17 protein-coding genes are annotated in these 16,155 nt (G+C 59.6%); 11 read left to right on the top strand and 6 right to left on the bottom strand.

Annotated elements, in window-relative coordinates; genetic code table 11:
- The first annotated feature begins 3 nt into the window (after positions 1–3).
- The 3 genes from Q0887_RS12205 (at position 4) to Q0887_RS12195 (ending at position 2,424) form a co-directional block, all read left to right on the top strand.
- Positions 4–447 (top strand): CopD family protein, encoded by a 444-nt coding sequence (locus Q0887_RS12205; RefSeq protein ID WP_299195776.1) that lies wholly within the window; start codon positions 4–6, stop codon positions 445–447.
- A 254-nt stretch (positions 448–701) separates the two neighbouring features.
- The gene (gene rho / locus Q0887_RS12200) at positions 702–1,967 is read left to right on the top strand and encodes a transcription termination factor Rho (protein ID WP_299195774.1); all 1,266 of its coding nucleotides are present in this window, start codon (positions 702–704) and stop codon (positions 1,965–1,967) included.
- Between the two features lie 10 nt (positions 1,968–1,977).
- Complete coding sequence (locus Q0887_RS12195; protein WP_299195772.1) at positions 1,978–2,424, top strand: hypothetical protein; 447 nt, start codon at positions 1,978–1,980, stop codon at positions 2,422–2,424.
- Here the strand turns inward: Q0887_RS12195 and Q0887_RS12190 are convergent.
- A complete protein-coding gene (locus Q0887_RS12190; protein WP_299195770.1) occupies positions 2,421–2,831 on the bottom strand; it encodes a nuclear transport factor 2 family protein in 411 nt (136 codons plus the stop codon). The genes Q0887_RS12195 and Q0887_RS12190 overlap by 4 nt on opposite strands.
- 116 nt (positions 2,832–2,947) lie before the next feature.
- Here Q0887_RS12190 and Q0887_RS12185 point away from each other — a divergent pair, with 116 nt between their 5' ends.
- The 6 genes from Q0887_RS12185 (at position 2,948) to Q0887_RS12160 (ending at position 8,932) form a co-directional block, all read left to right on the top strand.
- A complete protein-coding gene (locus tag Q0887_RS12185; protein ID WP_299195768.1) occupies positions 2,948–3,223 on the top strand; it encodes a DUF6489 family protein in 276 nt (91 codons plus the stop codon).
- Positions 3,224–3,256: 33 nt separating this feature from the next.
- On the top strand, positions 3,257–4,546 hold the full coding sequence (gene mnmE / locus Q0887_RS12180) for a tRNA uridine-5-carboxymethylaminomethyl(34) synthesis GTPase MnmE (protein WP_299195766.1): 1,290 nt from the start codon (positions 3,257–3,259) through the stop codon (positions 4,544–4,546).
- Between the two features lie 93 nt (positions 4,547–4,639).
- The gene (mnmG, locus tag Q0887_RS12175; protein WP_299195764.1) at positions 4,640–6,493 is read left to right on the top strand and encodes a tRNA uridine-5-carboxymethylaminomethyl(34) synthesis enzyme MnmG; all 1,854 of its coding nucleotides are present in this window, start codon (positions 4,640–4,642) and stop codon (positions 6,491–6,493) included.
- Positions 6,490–7,131 carry a 16S rRNA (guanine(527)-N(7))-methyltransferase RsmG gene (rsmG, locus tag Q0887_RS12170; RefSeq protein WP_299195762.1) on the top strand — a complete coding sequence of 214 codons (642 nt, stop codon included), beginning with the start codon at positions 6,490–6,492 and terminating at the stop codon, positions 7,129–7,131. The genes mnmG and rsmG overlap by 4 nt, the downstream gene beginning before the upstream one ends.
- Positions 7,132–7,193: 62 nt before the next feature.
- The gene (locus Q0887_RS12165; RefSeq protein ID WP_299195760.1) at positions 7,194–7,970 is read left to right on the top strand and encodes an AAA family ATPase; all 777 of its coding nucleotides are present in this window, start codon (positions 7,194–7,196) and stop codon (positions 7,968–7,970) included.
- Positions 7,967–8,932: a ParB/RepB/Spo0J family partition protein gene (locus Q0887_RS12160; RefSeq protein WP_299195758.1), complete on the top strand. Its 966-nt coding sequence runs from the start codon at positions 7,967–7,969 to the stop codon at positions 8,930–8,932. The genes Q0887_RS12165 and Q0887_RS12160 overlap by 4 nt, the downstream gene beginning before the upstream one ends.
- 102 nt (positions 8,933–9,034) lie before the next feature.
- Here the strand turns inward: Q0887_RS12160 and Q0887_RS12155 are convergent, their stop codons facing one another.
- Together Q0887_RS12155 and Q0887_RS12150 are read right to left on the bottom strand one after the other, a co-directional pair.
- On the bottom strand, positions 9,035–9,958 hold the full coding sequence (locus Q0887_RS12155; RefSeq protein ID WP_299195756.1) for a hypothetical protein: 924 nt from the start codon (positions 9,956–9,958) through the stop codon (positions 9,035–9,037).
- Between the two features lie 179 nt (positions 9,959–10,137).
- Positions 10,138–10,635: a GAF domain-containing protein gene (locus tag Q0887_RS12150; RefSeq protein WP_299195754.1), complete on the bottom strand. Its 498-nt coding sequence runs from the start codon at positions 10,633–10,635 to the stop codon at positions 10,138–10,140.
- A gap of 63 nt (positions 10,636–10,698) precedes the next feature.
- Here Q0887_RS12150 and Q0887_RS12145 point away from each other — a divergent pair, with 63 nt between their 5' ends.
- The gene (locus tag Q0887_RS12145; RefSeq protein WP_299195753.1) at positions 10,699–12,180 is read left to right on the top strand and encodes a PQQ-dependent sugar dehydrogenase; all 1,482 of its coding nucleotides are present in this window, start codon (positions 10,699–10,701) and stop codon (positions 12,178–12,180) included.
- Here the strand turns inward: Q0887_RS12145 and Q0887_RS12140 are convergent.
- Together Q0887_RS12140 and Q0887_RS12135 are read right to left on the bottom strand one after the other, a co-directional pair.
- Positions 12,177–13,001 carry a DUF815 domain-containing protein gene (locus tag Q0887_RS12140; protein ID WP_299195751.1) on the bottom strand — a complete coding sequence of 275 codons (825 nt, stop codon included), beginning with the start codon at positions 12,999–13,001 and terminating at the stop codon, positions 12,177–12,179. The genes Q0887_RS12145 and Q0887_RS12140 overlap by 4 nt on opposite strands.
- Before the next feature lie 7 nt (positions 13,002–13,008).
- Positions 13,009–14,751 carry an acyl-CoA dehydrogenase gene (locus Q0887_RS12135; protein WP_299195749.1) on the bottom strand — a complete coding sequence of 581 codons (1,743 nt, stop codon included), beginning with the start codon at positions 14,749–14,751 and terminating at the stop codon, positions 13,009–13,011.
- A gap of 80 nt (positions 14,752–14,831) precedes the next feature.
- Here Q0887_RS12135 and Q0887_RS12130 point away from each other — a divergent pair, with 80 nt between their 5' ends.
- Complete coding sequence (locus Q0887_RS12130; protein WP_299195747.1) at positions 14,832–15,779, top strand: L-threonylcarbamoyladenylate synthase; 948 nt, start codon at positions 14,832–14,834, stop codon at positions 15,777–15,779.
- On the opposite strand, the gene Q0887_RS12125 is transcribed toward Q0887_RS12130, so the two are convergent.
- On the bottom strand, positions 15,776–16,078 hold the full coding sequence (locus tag Q0887_RS12125) for a hypothetical protein (protein WP_299195745.1): 303 nt from the start codon (positions 16,076–16,078) through the stop codon (positions 15,776–15,778). The two genes, Q0887_RS12130 and Q0887_RS12125, sit on opposite strands and share 4 nt — an antisense overlap.
- Positions 16,079–16,155: the final 77 nt, after the last annotated feature.

Below are 16,155 nucleotides of genomic sequence, written 5' to 3'. Positions count from 1 at the left end.
GATATGAAGGATGTTTTGCTAGCCATTTCGCCTTGGCTCGAAGTTGGTCACATCACCTTTGTGGTATTTTGGCTTGCCGGGCTGTTCATGTTGCCGCGCCAAGCCATCTATATGCTCGATCATGCGCCCGGTTCCGAGGGCGAGGCCAAATGGGCCGAGCGGATGGGTAAGCTGCGCAAGATCATCCTTACTCCCAGCATTTTGCTAGTCTGGATCTTCGGGCTCTCACTCGCATTCGGGTTCGGCTATTTTTCGTATGGCTGGTTGCATGCAAAACTTGCGCTTGTTTTCGCGTTATCCGGCTATCACGGCTGGCTGGTGGCACAGACCAAGAAGATGGCGAGGGGTGAGCGCCCGCTGACTGAGAAAACCTTGCGTTTGATCGGTGAGGTTCCGGGTCTTTTGCTGCTGCTCATCGTGATGCTGGTGGTGCTTAAACCCTTCTAGAGCTTTCGCTCTGCGCATTGCCGATTGACGTTGAGCCGCGTCGCTCGTATTTTGCACGCTTCAAAACGGCATCGGCTGCGCATTCAAGCGTGGCCTGGTCTGCTTTCTCCAAGCCCAACCTCGACCTGAATGCCCTGCTGAGAATTACGAATGCGCGCTGCGATTTCCAAAGTGCGCGTCCAGATCATCAGGACACCTCGTCCAAAGAGGTATCGACCCGCCGGCTATCTCCTAAGTTCGAAAGTACAAATTCAATGCATCTCAAAGACTTGAAAGCACGCACCCCGGCAGAACTGGTCAGTATGGCTGAGGAGTTGGGCGTCGAAGGCGCTTCGACCATGCGCCGTCAAGATCTCCTGTTCAGCATCCTGCGCGAGCTCGCTGAGGATGAGGAATACGAAGAAAACATCATGGGTATCGGCACTATCGAGGTGCTGCAGGACGGTTTCGGTTTTCTGCGCTCGCCCGAGGCGAACTACCTCGCTGGTCCTGATGATATCTATCTCTCGCCCAACCAGATTCGCAAATGGGGCCTTCGCACAGGTGACACCGTCGAAGGTGAAATCCGCGCGCCGAACGAAGGCGAACGCTATTTTGCGCTGACGAGCCTCAAAACGGTCAATTTCGACGAGCCTGACGCTGTTCGCCGCCGCACCAATTTCGACAATCTGACCCCGCTCTATCCCGATCAGAAGCTCAATCTCGACAGTGATGATCCCACAGTGAAGGATAAGTCGGCGCGGGTGATCGATATAGTTTCACCGCAAGGCAAGGGCCAACGTGCGCTGATCGTTGCGCCGCCGCGCACGGGTAAGACGGTGTTGCTGCAGAATATCGCCAAGGCGATCACTGACAATCATCCCGAAGTCTTCCTGTTGGTACTGCTCGTTGACGAGCGGCCTGAAGAAGTCACCGACATGCAACGCTCCGTGAAGGGCGAGGTTATCTCCTCGACCTTTGACGAACCGGCCAATCGCCATGTTCAAGTCGCTGAAATGGTTATTGAAAAGGCGAAGCGCCTCGTCGAGCATAAGCATGACGTCGTGATCCTGCTGGACTCGATCACCCGTCTTGGCCGTGCTTACAACACCGTGGTGCCGAGCTCGGGCAAGGTGCTGACTGGCGGTGTCGATGCGAATGCTCTCCAGCGTCCGAAACGCTTCTTTGGTGCAGCGCGTAATATCGAGGAGGGCGGCTCGCTTTCCATCATTGCCACCGCGCTGATCGACACTGGCAGCCGCATGGACGAAGTGATCTTTGAAGAGTTCAAGGGCACCGGTAATTCGGAGATTGTTCTCGACCGCAAGGTTTCCGACAAACGCATCTTCCCCGCGCTCGATGTTGGCAAGTCCGGCACGCGTAAGGAAGAGCTGCTGGTGGAGAAGGACAAACTCTCCAAGATGTGGGTGCTGCGCCGGATACTCATGCAGATGGGCACGGTGGATGCGATGGAATTCCTGCTCGACAAGATGAAGGATTCCAAGACCAACGAAGACTTCTTCGACACGATGAATCAGTAGTCTGCGCGCAATGCTCGAAGGGGTCAGCGATCAGGAGCATCGTCCGGGCACCATGGTGCTGCTGGCGATTTTTCTGTCGCGCTTCGAGGTTATCGAGATTGCCTCGATGCTCCGCGGATATGGCATCTTTGTCAGCATGGATGGGGAGCATTACACCGCCACTATCTATGAGTCGCTCGCTTATGGCGGATACCGCCTGCGCGTCACGGCGGAAGATCACAGCCTGGCCTCGGAGATCTTGCGCGAGGCCGACGTTCCAAATCGAGAGCTGTTCCGCACGAAGCCGCGCCCGATCCTGCTCTGGTTTTTGAGCTTTTGGGGTGGCTTGCACATCGCCTTGGGTGTGGCGATCGGGGCTGGTGGGCTCTCAGGGCTTTTGGGTATTCAGGCTGTATTGGGCGTGCCGATCGATCCTAAGACGCGAGGCGACTATTTCCTCTCTCCTCCAAATGTTTAGGAGCGTTGGCTCTCAAGCTGTCCGGCCATCATTTCCCAAACCTTGTTCACAGCCTTGAGTGGGCGGATCATCACTTTGAAATCGGTGATGAGACCGTTTACGTCGAATGTGATCATATCGATCCCGTTGACGTGGATACCTTCCATTTCGGTCTCAAACTCGAGCACAATCGTGTTCCCGCTGGCGACTTCTCGAACATAGCGAAAGCTGTCATTTCCAAGCGCCACAGCTGCTGCTGACAGGTAGGCATGCACGATCGGGCGTCCGCGCTGGGGTGTGTGGACGACGGGTGAGTGGAACACAGCATTTTCGTGCAGGATCGCACTGAGCTCGTCCGCTTTGCTGCCATTTTCGGCAACGCGGTGCCAGTTGGCGAGCGATTGTTCGATGCTAACGGCTTCGCCCATGGTTCCCATTTCCCTCTTGGTTCGTTTCTTTGCGCGGTCTAGCCATTGCGAGAAGGGATGTGCAAACCCAAATACACATCGTATCAGCACCAATGGTGGAACCAAGGGAGTCACCCATGAAGATCAATGTCGAAATCGAATGTACGCCCGAAGAGGCGCGCAGCTTCATGGGGCTTCCCGATGTAAGCGAAGCCAATAGCGCCTATGTCGACAACATCGCCAAGGCGATGAAGGGGGTAAGCAACCCCGCGCAATTGCAGGAATATGCCCAGGCGCTCGCACCAATGGGCCAAATGGGCCTCAAGCTATTCCAGAACTTTGTAGAAGGCGGAATGCGCGGCTCAGGTGGCTCCTCATCGAGTGGGACGAAAAAGGGCTCGTCTGACGACTAGGTTGCTGGATCGCGCACCGGGAACGAAAAACTGGTGGTAAAGCACGAGATTTCAACTATTTACGCGGTTTCTAGCGGGTCTCCCCCTGCCGCGATTGCTGTCCTACGGATCAGCGGTCCGCAGGCGGGTGCTGCGTTGCAGGCGCTGACAGGTCGTAGTTTCGAACCTCGCCGCGCGAGCCTTGCTCGATTGCGCAGCCAATCCGGCGAATTGCTTGATGAAGCGCTGGTGCTGTGGTTCCCCGGACCAGCGACGGCGACTGGCGAGGATTGTGCGGAGCTCCACTGTCATGGCGGCCGAGCGGTTCTGGCTGCGGTCTCTGACGCATTGTCAAAGATCGAAGGGTTGCGCCCGGCAGGGGAGGGGGAGTTTACCCGCCGTGCTTTTGCCAATGGTCGGATAGATTTGGCTGAGGCTGAAGGGCTTGCCGATTTGCTGGAGGCGGAAACCGAGCTTCAGCGTGCCGCTGCGATTGCCAATGTTGACGGGCGCCTCTCTGCGAAAGTGGGATCATGGCGTGAGGCAGTGCTGAGATTGTCGGCACAGGTTGAAGCGGCTTTGGATTTCTCTGACGAGGATGATGTTGGCGAATTGCCGGCGGGGTTTACCGAAGGCCTCGCCGAGTTGGATGGGGAGCTTGAGCAAGCGCTTTCGGCTCCGCGTGCAGAAAAGCTCAAAGAGGGCTTTCGGGTTGTCCTTGCCGGTCCGCCGAATTCGGGCAAATCAACACTCTTCAATGCCCTGACTGATAGTGAAGCTGCGATCACGTCGCCAATTGCCGGGACGACTCGCGACGTGATCGAGAGATCGGTGGCAATCATGGGTGTGCCTTTCTCTTTGGTCGATACTGCAGGTTTGCGCGATCAAGGAGGTGAAGAAATCGAGCAAATCGGGATTGATCGCGCACGAAGTGAGTTGGTGCGCGCTGATCTCGTTCTTTGGCTCGGGCCAGAGGGAGCTGGGCCACGAGACGCGTGGGAGATTGCAGCCCGCTCGGACTCACCGGATTTCGCACCCAAAGCCAGCGGGGCTCATGTGGTCTCGGCAGCCAATGGAGTGGGTATTGCGGATCTGAAACTGGCTCTGGTCGTTGAGGCACGCTCTGCCTTGCCCAAGGCGGGGGAGGGCGCACTCAATGCTCGGCAAGTTGCACGGTTGGAGGAGGCTCACGCTGCTATTCGTGCCGCGCTGGAGCAGAGCGATCTCTTGTTGGTTGGCGAGGAACTGCGGAGCGCGCGGCTCGCTTTCGATCGATTGATTGGGCGGGCAACGACGGAGGATATGCTCGATACATTGTTTGGGCGGTTCTGCATCGGGAAGTGACCTCCTGGAGGGCCCATGCCATTGTGTTCCACGTGAAACAGTTTTGGTGATTGGCCTTTGACCCTTCGAGGGCAAACGCCTATCTGGCGCGCCATGCAGAGCTTTGATGTCCTTGTGATCGGCGGCGGACATGCCGGTGTTGATGCGGCCTGTGCCGCCGCAAGGATGGGTGCGCGCACGGGACTTGTTAGTTTCGACCTCGATGCAATCGGCGCGATGAGCTGCAACCCCGCGATTGGCGGGTTGGGTAAGGGTCACCTTGTGCGCGAAGTGGATGCGTTGGATGGGGTGATCGGCCGCGCTGCGGATGCTGGCGCGATCCACTACCGCATGCTCAACCGATCCAAGGGCAGTGCCGTCTGGGGCCCGCGCGTGCAGGCGGACAGGGTCTTGTTCAAAGCTGAGGTTCAGCGGATCGTGCGCCACCAGGCAAACCTGACGCTAGTTGAAGGAGAGGCTGCGTCTCTGACCCTCGAGGGCGGTGCGGTGAGCGGGTTGGAACTCGCCGACGGGACAATTCTCGCCTCGCAGCGGATTGTATTGTGTACGGGCACCTTCCTCGGCGGAATCCTGTTTCGCGGAGAAGAACGCTTTGAAGGTGGACGGATTGGAGAAAATGCAGCGATCCGGCTCGCTGAACAATTGCGCGATGCTGATCTACCGATGGCGAGGCTCAAGACCGGGACCCCGCCGAGGCTCGACGGGAGGACTATCGACTGGGCGGCGCTTGATGAACAGCCTTCGGATAATGAAGATTGGACTATGTCGGCTCTCACGCCACGCCGGTCCAATCCGCAGATCTTCTGCGCGATCACCCGCACCACACAGGCATCCCACGAGATTATTCGCGCTAACCTGCATCGCTCGCCGCTATTTTCTGGTGCGATCGATGCTGCTGGACCGCGCTACTGTCCATCGATCGAGGACAAGATCCACCGATTTGGCGACCGCGACGGCCATCAGGTTTTCTTGGAACCCGAGGGGCTGACAACACACCTGGTCTATCCCAACGGGATCAGCACCTCGCTTCCGGTCGATGTGCAGCTTGGTATGCTCCGCGCCATGCCCGGTCTTGCGTCGGTTGAGATGGCTGTGCCGGGTTACGCCGTTGAGTATGATCACATCGACCCTCGTGCTTTGACCCCTGACTTGCAGCTGCGCGCCATTCCGGGGCTTTATTGTGCAGGGCAGATCAATGGCACAACCGGTTACGAAGAGGCGGCCGCGCAGGGCTGTGTGGCTGGCCTGGAGGCTGCTGCTGCGGTTCTGGGTAAGGCGGCACCGGCGCTCGACCGTGCTAACTCCTACATCGCCGTGATGATCGATGATCTTACTTTGCAAGGGGTGAGCGAGCCCTATCGCATGCTCACTTCACGTGCCGAGTACCGCTTGCGCCTGCGTGCAAACAACGCCTCGACCCGCCTAACCCCGCTGGGGATTGCGTCGGGCTGTATTGCCGAGGAACGCAAAGATTGGTTCGAAGGACGCGAAACACTCAGGACTGACGTTGCAAGCGCCTTTGCCAAACAAGTCCATGCGAAGGAACTCGCGGACAAGGGTTTCAATGTACGGCGTGATGGAGGGGAAAAGCCGCTCAGTGAGTGGCTACGGCATGACGGTGTCTCGCTCGCAGCGCTCATGCCATGGCTGGACGGGTTGGAGGGCGCCAATCGCAGCCTGGTAGAGGAAATGGCTGAGGATGAGGCCTACGCACCCTATCTTGCCCGTCAGGAAGCGGAATTGCGCGACCTCAGGGCGAGTGAAGAATTGCCTTTACCGTCGGACTTTCCCTACGATGGTGTTCCAGGCCTCTCCAACGAGATGATCGAGCGTCTGACTTCCGCAGCTCCAACCACTCTTGCTGCCGCGGGACGGATTCCGGGAATCACACCTGCCGCACTGTCGGCATTGCTGGTCCATGCTCGCCGATGGCAGTGTGCCGCGTGACCGAACCCAAGCTAATCTCGACGGAGGCAGAGGCGCGTGCCTATGTTGAAAGCCTTGCTGACGAGCGATCGATGGCAAAGGTGGTCCGCTACTGCGAATTGTTGCTAGCCGAGAACCTGAAGCAAAACCTGATCAGTAAGCCATCAGAGGCTCAGATCTGGACTCGCCATATCGCGGATAGCGCGCAATTGCTCGAACATGTTCCACGTGAAACATATGAAGACGGCGCCCCAGGACCATGGATGGATCTGGGCGCTGGACCGGGATTGCCGGGCTTGGTGATTGCCATCCTTAGACCGCATATCCCTGTGGTTCTGGTTGAATCGCGCGCGCGGCGGGTCGAGTTTCTTGAGTTTTGCGTCAAGCAGCTCGCACTTGATAATTGTGTGGTTGAAGGCCAGCGACTCGAACGGGTCACACCGTTTGAAAGCTGGGTCATTTCGGCACGCGCCTTCGCACCGCTGGAAAAACTCCTCCGGTTATCCGCACCCTTCTCCACAAAGGCGACGCGCTATCTCTTGCCCAAAGGTCGATCTGCAGCGCACGAATTGAATGCAACAAAAGCTTCGATTCGGAAGATGTTTCACGTGAAACACTCATTGACCGATCAAGAAGCCGGTATCATCGTGAGCAAATGAACTCACAACCTGATGTAAACCGAGAGGGAGCCCCACCACAGGGGCGGAGGGAAAAGCGCGAAATGCTGACAATTGCGATTGCCAATCAAAAGGGCGGCGTGGGCAAGACCACAACCGCGATCAATATGGCAACCGCGATGGCGGCGACAGGCTGGCGCACCCTGCTCATCGACCTAGATCCGCAAGGCAACGCTTCGACCGGCCTTGGAGTTGATGCGAGCTCGCGCGAGATTTCGAGCTACGATCTTCTGGTGGATGAGGTTCCGATCGCCGAGGCTGTTGTCGAAACAAGCATACCTGGCCTCGACATCGTGCCGGCTACGGTGGACTTGAGCGGGGCAGAAGTTGAGCTTGTGTCGGTCGAAGAGCGCACCGCGCGCCTGCGCACCGCCTTGAGCAATCACGGCGGCCACGAAATTTGCTTCATTGATTGTCCACCCTCGCTGGGCTTGCTCACGCTAAACGCCCTTTGTGCTGCGGACACACTCCTCGTGCCTCTGCAATGCGAATTTTTCGCGCTCGAGGGACTGAGTCAGCTGCTCCAGACTGTCGAGCGGGTGCAGCAGCGCTTCAACCCCACGCTGGGTATCATTGGCGTTGCACTGACGATGTTTGACCGCCGCAACCGGCTAACCGACGAAGTTGCTGAAGAAGTGCGTGATTGTCTCGGAAACCTAGTGTTTGAAACGGTGATTCCGCGCAATGTCCGCCTTTCTGAGGCTCCGAGCCATGGATTGCCCGCGCTCGTCTATGACCATTCCTGCACCGGTAGCCGCGCTTACATCGCGTTGGCGCGAGAATTGATCGGTCGATTCCCCCCTGAAAGGGAAGCAGCATGAGTAAATCAAGCGATCCGATCCGTTTTTCGGTGCCGCAGCGCGGACCGACTGACCGCAAGAAGAAGCTCGGCAAAGGGCTTGGTGCGCTCATGGGAGAGACCAAGCGCGAAGAGCCTTTGGTGCGCGGGGAGGGTGGAGCAAGCTCTTCCGATGGAGATGCGCTGGATTCACCGCTGAAGTCACTCACAATTGCCTCGATCGGGCCACTTCCGGGCAATCCCCGCAAACATTTTGACGAAGCGGCGCTTGAGGAACTTGCGGCGTCAATCTCGAAGCGCGGCGTGATCCAACCCATCATCGTCCGACCGCTTGGCGATGGCCGTTATCAGCTGGTCGCCGGCGAGCGTCGTTGGCGCGCGGCGCAAAAGGCGCGGTTGCACGAAATTCCCGCTCTGGTCCGCGATCTGGATGATCGTGAGGTTATGGCCTTGGCACTGATCGAGAATTTGCAGCGCGAAGACCTCAATCCGGTCGAAGAAGCGCGAGCCTATCAGCGGCTTTCAGACGAAGAGGGCATGACTCAGGCCGAAATTGCGCGAATGGTCGAGAAATCGCGCAGCCACGTTGCCAACATTCAGCGCCTGCTCGGCCTTCCTGAGGCAGTGCTTGATCTGGTCGAGGCTGGAAGATTGTCGATGGGGCATGCTCGTGCACTCATCGGGCGCGAAGACGCGGCAACGCTCGCGCGACAAGCGGTGAACGACAACCTGTCAGTCCGCGAAATCGAGAAATTGGTGCGCAAGGTCGCGAAGTCGATCAAAGGAGCCGAAGCAGAAAGTGCTCCTCATGCTGGTGCCGATGCTGATATCGTCGCGGTGCAACGGCATCTGGAGGAATATCTCGGCCTCAATGTCAGGATCAAGGCCGACACAGATCCGCGCTCTGGTGCAATCACCATCAAATACGCGACACTGGATCAGCTGGACATGCTTTGTCAGCGCCTTACCGGTGGCGATATCTAGTTTTATATCAAAGGCTTAACAAAAATCGAGCCGGAGTGAGCTAGTCACTTCGGCCCGATTTTTTCATCTGCCAAAGTTGCGCTGCGCAACTTTGCTGCTCGATCAATTGCCCTTGATGTAGCGCGGCTGCGCTGGAACCGGTCGGGGTGCCGCCGGGGCAGGCGTGGTTGCAGGAGCCGGCCTGGGGATCGAACGAGTCGCGCCAGTAGGCACTTCCTCCTCGCGCACGGTCTCGCGCACAATCACGCGCTGCTGTTGCTGGTACTGAACGGGTACATACACAACCTGCTGCGGCGGTTGGTAGGTGTAGCCATAGGACTGGTAAGCCGGAGCATAACCGTAGCCATATTGAACCGGTGGGGCATAGGCAGGGTAGGCGGGGGCCGCATAAGCAGGCGCTCGGGCCGGAATCGAGCGGGTTGCGACGCGTGTCACAGGAACCGTGCCAGAGTGACCATACTGCGACAGATACCCGTCAAGCGCGGCCTCACAATCGTATTCGCCACGATCATCACGACCGCCGCCGATCAGGCTGCCGAGCAATCCGCCCGCCAGGCCGCCAACTCCGACCCCAAGCAGTGTGCCGCCCAGGCGTTCGCTGTCAAAGGCGCGATTGCCGATAATCCCGCCTGCGACTGCACCCAACAGGCCTCCAATAATCCCGCCTTTCTCGCGGTTCGAACGGCCATTGGTGCGGCGTTCGCACTCATCGAGCCACTGATCGCGCTCAAACACACTTCCAGCGTGCGCGTAGCTGGCCTCTTGATAGGTGGGCGCATATGTAGCTGTATGGGCAGGTTCGCTACCGGGATAGGGCGCAGGGTGCTCAATCCGACGCGTGCGGGTGATTGTTTCGACCCCATATTCGTCCACCGAAGTTTCGGTGTACTCCGAAGTTACCGGACCGGACTGGTACTCAGGCGGGAGCGATTGTACTTCGGCATCGCTCATGGGGGCGGGAGCATAAACTTGCGCTTGGGCAGCTGCGGGCAGAGCCATTGCAGTGGCGAAGGCCAAGATGCTCATGCTGCGGAGCTTGTTATCTAAATGCATGCGTAAATCCCCGAATCTAAGGCGCGACTCGCACCCGCGTGACGTTTCAAATGGTTAGCGCAGGGTTTATCATCCTCGCAGACGCATGGCCAAGCTGCGCGAGGGGTGCTGTCTCGTTTCGGGGCGAAAGCCTTGCCTAAGGTGATCGGGCCCTAGATCCGTTCAGCGAGGATTTGGGCCAGTTTTTCGAGACCAGCAGCGTCCTCGGCATCAAATCGCGCCGCTTCGGGGCTGTCGAGGTCGATCACGGCAGCAACTTCACCTGCGCGCATCACTGGCACCACAACTTCCGACCGGCTCGCCGCATCGCAAGCAATATGGCCCGGGAAAGCATGCACATCTTCAACCAACTGGGTCGCCCCCTCACTCGCAGCGGTGCCGCACACCCCTTTGCCCAAGGGGATGCGGATACAGGCGGGGCGGCCCACAAACGGCCCAAGCACCAGTTCCTTGGCCCCATTTGCATTGGCGCCCATCCGGTAAAAGCCCGCCCAGTTCAGCTCGGGCACAAATTCCCAGATCAGCGCCGCAACATTGGCCATATTGGCCACACCATCGACTTCATCGCGGGTCAGAGCGTCGGCGGCATCGCACAACTGGCGATAAAGCTCCGCCTTGCCGAGCGCGGGGTCAGGCTGGAAATCGTACATCGCGGGTGATCCTGTATCATTAAGCTGTTGTCGCGAACCTGCCGCTAAACTATCCCAGCCCACATGGGTATTCTTCGCAAGCTCGCAATCGCGCTCGTCGTCTTCATCGTAATCGTCGGTGCATTTCTTTACTACCTGTCGCGCGGCGACACTGCCGATCTCTCGGTCGATGAGGTCACGGGCCCCGAACCCACATTGCAGGCCCCGGAGGCAGAGAGCTTCCCGACCGTCCAGATTGCCAAGCCGGTGGGCTGGGAAGAGGGTCAAGCACCCGAGCCGGCGGAAGGCTTCACGGTCAACCGCTTCGCCGAAGGGCTCGATCACCCGCGTGTGCTCTATGCGCTGCCCAATGGCGATGTTCTGGTGACGCTCACCCGCGCTCCGGCAAGCGAAGGCGGCGATGGCGGGATCATGGACACTATCCGCGGCTGGGTCGCGGGCTATCTCTTCTCCGAAGCGGGCGCCGCAGGCGAATCTCCCAATGAAATCGTGCTGCTGCGCGATGCCGATGGCGACGGCGCGGCTGAATTGCAGCAGGTCATTCTGACAGAGGGTCTCGACTCGCCATCCGGCATGAGCTGGGCGGACGGCACGCTCTATGTCGCCAATCACAACGCCGTTCTGGCCTATGATTACGAGTTGGGTAGCCTCGAAGTGACCGGCGAGGGCCGCAAGCTTATGGATCTGCCAGCAGGCGGCGGGCACTGGATGCGCAATATGGAGCTGCATCCCGATGGCGACCGCCTTTTCATAGCAGTGGGTTCGGTTAGCAATATCGGCGAATCGGGCATGGCGGTCGAAGAAGGCCGCGCCATGATCTGGGAATACACGCTCGAAACCGGCTCTTACCGTCCATTCGGCGCGGGTCTGCGCAACCCCAATGGCCTCGATTTCAGCCCGTGGAGCGGCGAATTGTGGACCACGGTCAATGAACGCGACATGCTCGGTTCGGATCTCGTGCCCGATTACCTTACCAATGTCCCGCTTGGCGTGAATTACGGCTGGCCGTGGATCTATTACTACGACAATTTCGACCGCCGGGTCGAAGCGCCGATGCCGCGCTTCCTCGACAGCTATGTGCGCAACCCAGAATATGCGCTGGGGCCACATGTGGCCGCGCTAGGCCTGGTTTTCACTAAAGAAGGCCACCGGATGGGCGACGAAATGGCCAGCGGGGCCTTTATCGCGCGCCATGGATCGTGGAATCGTAAGCCACCCTCTGGCTATGACGTGATCTATGTCGGTTTTGACGAATTCGGCAATCCGACAGGCGCGCCGACTCTCGTTCTGGGAGGCTTCCTCAATGAAGACGGCACCACCAAAGGCCGTCCGACGTGGGTGGAGTGGGCCGGGGATGGCTCACTGCTGGTTTCGGACGACACTGCTGGCATCATCTGGCGCACCATTGCCCCTGAAAGCACGCCAGGTGCTGGAATCGCCGAGCTTGAAAGCGAGCCGCTGCGCCCGCAGCGCGAATTGGTTGATCCAAGAGCCGTGTTCGAGGAAGATTTCCTGCGCCAACAGGCCGGTCAGCAGGTCAATTAAAGCTTGAGGCCCGCCCGTCCGGCCAGTTCGCAAGCATATTGATAGGCGCTGCGTCCTGATCGGCTGCCGCGAGCAATCGTCCATCTGAGCGCTTCCTCTTCATCCACTTCGATATCGAGTGGGTCGGTATAGGCGCGCAGGATCTCCAGATAGGTCTCCTGATCGCAAGGGTGAAAACCCAATGTCAGGCCGAACCTGTCGGCCAGAGCCAGTGCGTTATCACGCTCGTCGCGTTCGTGCCGCGCATTGCTCTCATCCCAATCACGCGCGACAATCGCCCTCCTGTTCGAGGTGACGGCCAACCGGACATTTGCAGGCCGTGCCATGACGCCACCATCGAGCAGGCTGCGCAGCGCCAGATTATCCTGAGCCGCACCGCTATCGAAGCCGAGATCATCGAGGTAGAGGAGGAAGGCGCGCTCTTGCCCGCCAAGCTCCACCAGCAGATCGGCAATGCGTGGGAGCGATCCGGAGGTAATCTGGACCAGAGCCACCCCGCCATCGTCACCGGAAGCCAGTTCGTCAATTGCAGCACGGATCAGCGCCGACTTGCCCATTCCGCGCGAGCCCCACAGGAGCATGTCATGTGCCGCTGCGCCCGCTGCGAGACGTTTGAGATTGGCGAGAATGGCGCTTTTCTGCTCGTCTATCCCGCGCAACTTAGCGAGTCCGACCGTTTCCAATGCCACAATCGGGCGAGCCGATCCTCCGTCCCAGACATAGGCACAGTGCGACAACCAATCGACAGGCGCAGCCACTGGCGGTGCGAGCCGGTCGAGTGCGGAGGCAATCCGTTCCCAAAGATCACGCCGGCCGGTCACACCCACTTCATCCGGCCAGTGTTTCTGAAGAGAGAGCGTAAAGCAGTTCTGCCCCTGAAATCGCACTGGCTTTGAGGCCAAGGGCTTCCGGAACAATGTGATCGAGGAAGAAGCGCGCTGTCACAGGCTTGATCTCTTCCAAAGCAGGTGCTGCACCCTTTGCCACAGCCTCGGCTTGTCGTTTGAGCTGCCAAGCTGCGACTGCGACTGCCGCCATAGTGCAGAACGGAACGCTGCCCGCGAGGCGATCATCAAGGCTGGCATCATCGCGCATCCAACGGGCGATATTGGCGCAATCCAGTGCCAGCGCTGCCAATCCTGCTTCATCACTGGCATCGCGCCCGATCTCCTCGAACAGCGCAATCATCGCCTCGCCGCCTTCAAGGCCCAGCTTGCGCGTCACCAGATCTGCCGCCTGAATGCCGTTTGTGCCCTCGTAAATCGGGGCAATGCGGGAGTCGCGCCAGTGCTGCGCTGCGCCGGTTTCCTCAACAAAGCCCATTCCGCCATGGATCTGGACTCCGATCCCTGCGACTTCAACTCCGGTGTCGGTACCCCATGCCTTGAGCAGTGGGACGAGGATTTCGGCGCGATTGGCAGCGGCTTCATCGCCAATGGTCCCGCGATCAACTTGCCCCGCGCAGTAATAGAGCAGCGCGCGAACCGCTTCGGTCAGCGCCTTCATGCGCAGGAGCATGCGCCGCACATCGGGATGCTCGATAATTGCCACGGGAGTCTTGTCGGGAGAGCCAGCGCGCGCCGATTGCACACGTTCTGCCGCAAACGCCGCGGCCTGCTGCGCCGCGCGTTCGGCAATCTGCACGCCCTGGTTGCCGACATTGATGCGCGCATTGTTCATCATCGTGAACATGGCCATCAGCCCGCGGTTCTCTGCGCCAACCAGTTCGCCAATGCATTCGCCATTGTCGCCATAGGACATGATGCAGGTGGGCGAGGCGTTGATGCCGAGCTTGTGCTCAAGGCTAACCGGACGCACATCGTTGCGCGGTCCAAGCGAACCGTCGGCATTGACGTGGTATTTGGGCACAATGAAGAGCGAAATGCCGCGCGATCCTTCGGGTGCATCGGGCAGGCGGGCGAGGACGAGGTGGATGATATTCTCCGCCAGCTCGTGATCGCCCCAGGTGATGAAGATTTTCTGCCCGGCGATCTTGTACTTGCCGGCATGTTCTCCGTCGGTGATCGGCTCGGCGGTCGCGCGCAGGGCGCCCAGATCGCTACCGGCGGCAGGCTCGGTCAGGTTCATCGTTCCCGACCATTTGCCGCTGACCATGTCGGGCAGAAATGTCGACTTTTGTGCGTCGCTGCCGTGATGTTCAATCGCCTCGATCGCGCCGACGGACAGCATTGGTAGCAGATTGAACGCCATATTCGCGGTGCCGAGATTTTCCAGCACATTGCAGGACAGGGTGAAAGGCAGACCTTGCCCGCCATAATCGACCGAGCTGGCAATCGAGTTCCAGCCCTGCTCGACATAGGCCTGATAGGCTGCGCCGTAGCCATCGGGCAGGCGGACCACGCCGTTCTCGAGCACTGCGCCCTCCAGATCACCCACCCGGTTGAGCGGCGCGAATTCTCCGGCGGCGAAATCGCCCACGCCGGCGACAACCGCCTCGACCAGATCGGGCTCGGCATGGGCGAACTTCTCGCTTCGGGCGAGGTCTTCGATCCCTGCATTGACGCGGATGGCCAGCAATTGGTCTTGGGTAGGCGGCGTAAAGGGTGTCACGGGCGATTCTGGTCCTGTGTGAAGTGCATCGAGTGCGTCTGCATCTTGGCAGTTGCCGCGCAAGACTATAGCGAGCGCGCATGAGCGGCAAGAACGTTACGGAAGTGGTGGCCCCCGACGCCGAAGGAATCGCGCGAGCCGTGCGAATCCTCGAATCCGGTGGTCTTGTCGCGATCCCGACTGAAACGGTCTACGGCCTCGCGGCGCGGGCTGATAGTGCCGATGCGGTGGCAGCGATCTATGCCGCCAAGGGGCGTCCCGACTTCAATCCACTGATCGTCCATGTCAGCGACCTTGCTCAGGCCGAGCAGCTGGCGGTTTTTGACGAACGCGCGCGCGATCTGGCTGATAGGTTCTGGCCTGGTCCGCTCACTCTGATCCTGCCTCTGCGCGAGGATGCTGCCATCGCCGGCGCCGTGACGGCGGGATTGCCGACCATTGCTTTGCGTCAACCCGCGCATAAGGCCATGCGCGCAGTGCTCGAAGCTACAGGCTTTCCGCTTGCCGCCCCGTCAGCCAATCGCAGCGAGGGGATCAGCCCGACACGCGCCGAACATGTCATCGCGTCGCTCGGAGCTGCTTGCTCACTCGTGGTCGATGGCGGCGCGAGTCAGGAGGGGCTGGAATCCTCGATTGTGGCACTGCGAGCTGGAGGCGGATGGAACCTGCTGCGCCCCGGACCGGTCACCAGGGAAACGCTTGAGCGAATTCTCGGGCCGGAAACCGAGAGCGAGGCGATCGGTATCGAAGCGCCCGGACAATTGGCGCGTCATTATTCGCCCGGCAAGAAGCTGCGGCTGAGTGCGGCGAGGGCTGAAGAGGATGAATTCTTCATCGGGTTTGGGCTTGTCCAAGGCGATTGCACGCTTTCGAGTGCAGGCGATCTCAACGAAGCGGCGGCGCGGCTTTACGACTGCATGCATCAGGCGGCGGCTTCCCCGAAACCGCGCATCGCGGTTGCGCCTATTCCCTATGGAGAGGTTGGGCGCGCGATCAATGACCGCTTGCGCCGGGCAGCTGCGGATTAATCGTCGGGCTCAACCGGGATGGTGGGAAGAAGTTCTTCGATCTCGGCCCGGGTCTCTTCCGCCTCGCGGCAGGCGCTGCGACTCCCGTCCTCGCATTCCTCGACCTGTTCGCGATAGTCGCGCTCGAGCTTGCCAAGCCGTTCTTCGCGCCGCCGGATCTCGCGGCCGCGGGCCTCGTCAGCTTCTGACTGGCTGGTCGTGGCAAGGTCAACCGCGCGGCTGCCCACACGGATTGGCGCTGTCACGACGTCGGCCACTGTGCTTGCGATACACCCTGAAAGAGTGAGTGAGGCGGCCATGAGGCCCAAAAGAGAACGAGCGCGCATGGCGGTACAATGCGCGCTCGTGTCTGGAATGCAAGCCGGGTCAGGACCAG

The organism is uncultured Erythrobacter sp. (assembly GCF_947492365.1).
Classification (GTDB): domain Bacteria; phylum Pseudomonadota; class Alphaproteobacteria; order Sphingomonadales; family Sphingomonadaceae; genus Erythrobacter.
This window is presented reverse-complemented; position numbering and strand designations above follow the sequence as displayed.

Bases quoted from the DNA above. Each gene is read 5' to 3' on its own strand.
- Q0887_RS12190 (WP_299195770.1), bottom strand. From the start codon at position 2,831: ATGGGCGAAGCCGTTAGCATCGAACAATCGCTCGCCAACTGGCACCGC.
- Q0887_RS12165 (WP_299195760.1), top strand. From the start codon at position 7,194: ATGCTGACAATTGCGATTGCCAATCAAAAGGGCGGCGTGGGCAAGACC.
- Q0887_RS12150 (WP_299195754.1), bottom strand. From the start codon at position 10,635: ATGTACGATTTCCAGCCTGACCCCGCGCTCGGCAAGGCGGAGCTTTAT.
- Q0887_RS12125 (WP_299195745.1), bottom strand. From the start codon at position 16,078: ATGGCCGCCTCACTCACTCTTTCAGGGTGTATCGCAAGCACAGTGGCC.
- rho (WP_299195774.1), top strand. From the start codon at position 702: ATGCATCTCAAAGACTTGAAAGCACGCACCCCGGCAGAACTGGTCAGT.
- Q0887_RS12145 (WP_299195753.1), top strand. From the start codon at position 10,699: ATGGGTATTCTTCGCAAGCTCGCAATCGCGCTCGTCGTCTTCATCGTA.
- Q0887_RS12160 (WP_299195758.1), top strand. From the start codon at position 7,967: ATGAGTAAATCAAGCGATCCGATCCGTTTTTCGGTGCCGCAGCGCGGA.
- mnmG (WP_299195764.1), top strand. From the start codon at position 4,640: ATGCAGAGCTTTGATGTCCTTGTGATCGGCGGCGGACATGCCGGTGTT.
- Q0887_RS12185 (WP_299195768.1), top strand. From the start codon at position 2,948: ATGAAGATCAATGTCGAAATCGAATGTACGCCCGAAGAGGCGCGCAGC.
- Q0887_RS12195 (WP_299195772.1), top strand. From the start codon at position 1,978: ATGCTCGAAGGGGTCAGCGATCAGGAGCATCGTCCGGGCACCATGGTG.
- Q0887_RS12155 (WP_299195756.1), bottom strand. From the start codon at position 9,958: ATGAGCATCTTGGCCTTCGCCACTGCAATGGCTCTGCCCGCAGCTGCC.
- Q0887_RS12130 (WP_299195747.1), top strand. From the start codon at position 14,832: ATGAGCGGCAAGAACGTTACGGAAGTGGTGGCCCCCGACGCCGAAGGA.
- Q0887_RS12205 (WP_299195776.1), top strand. From the start codon at position 4: ATGAAGGATGTTTTGCTAGCCATTTCGCCTTGGCTCGAAGTTGGTCAC.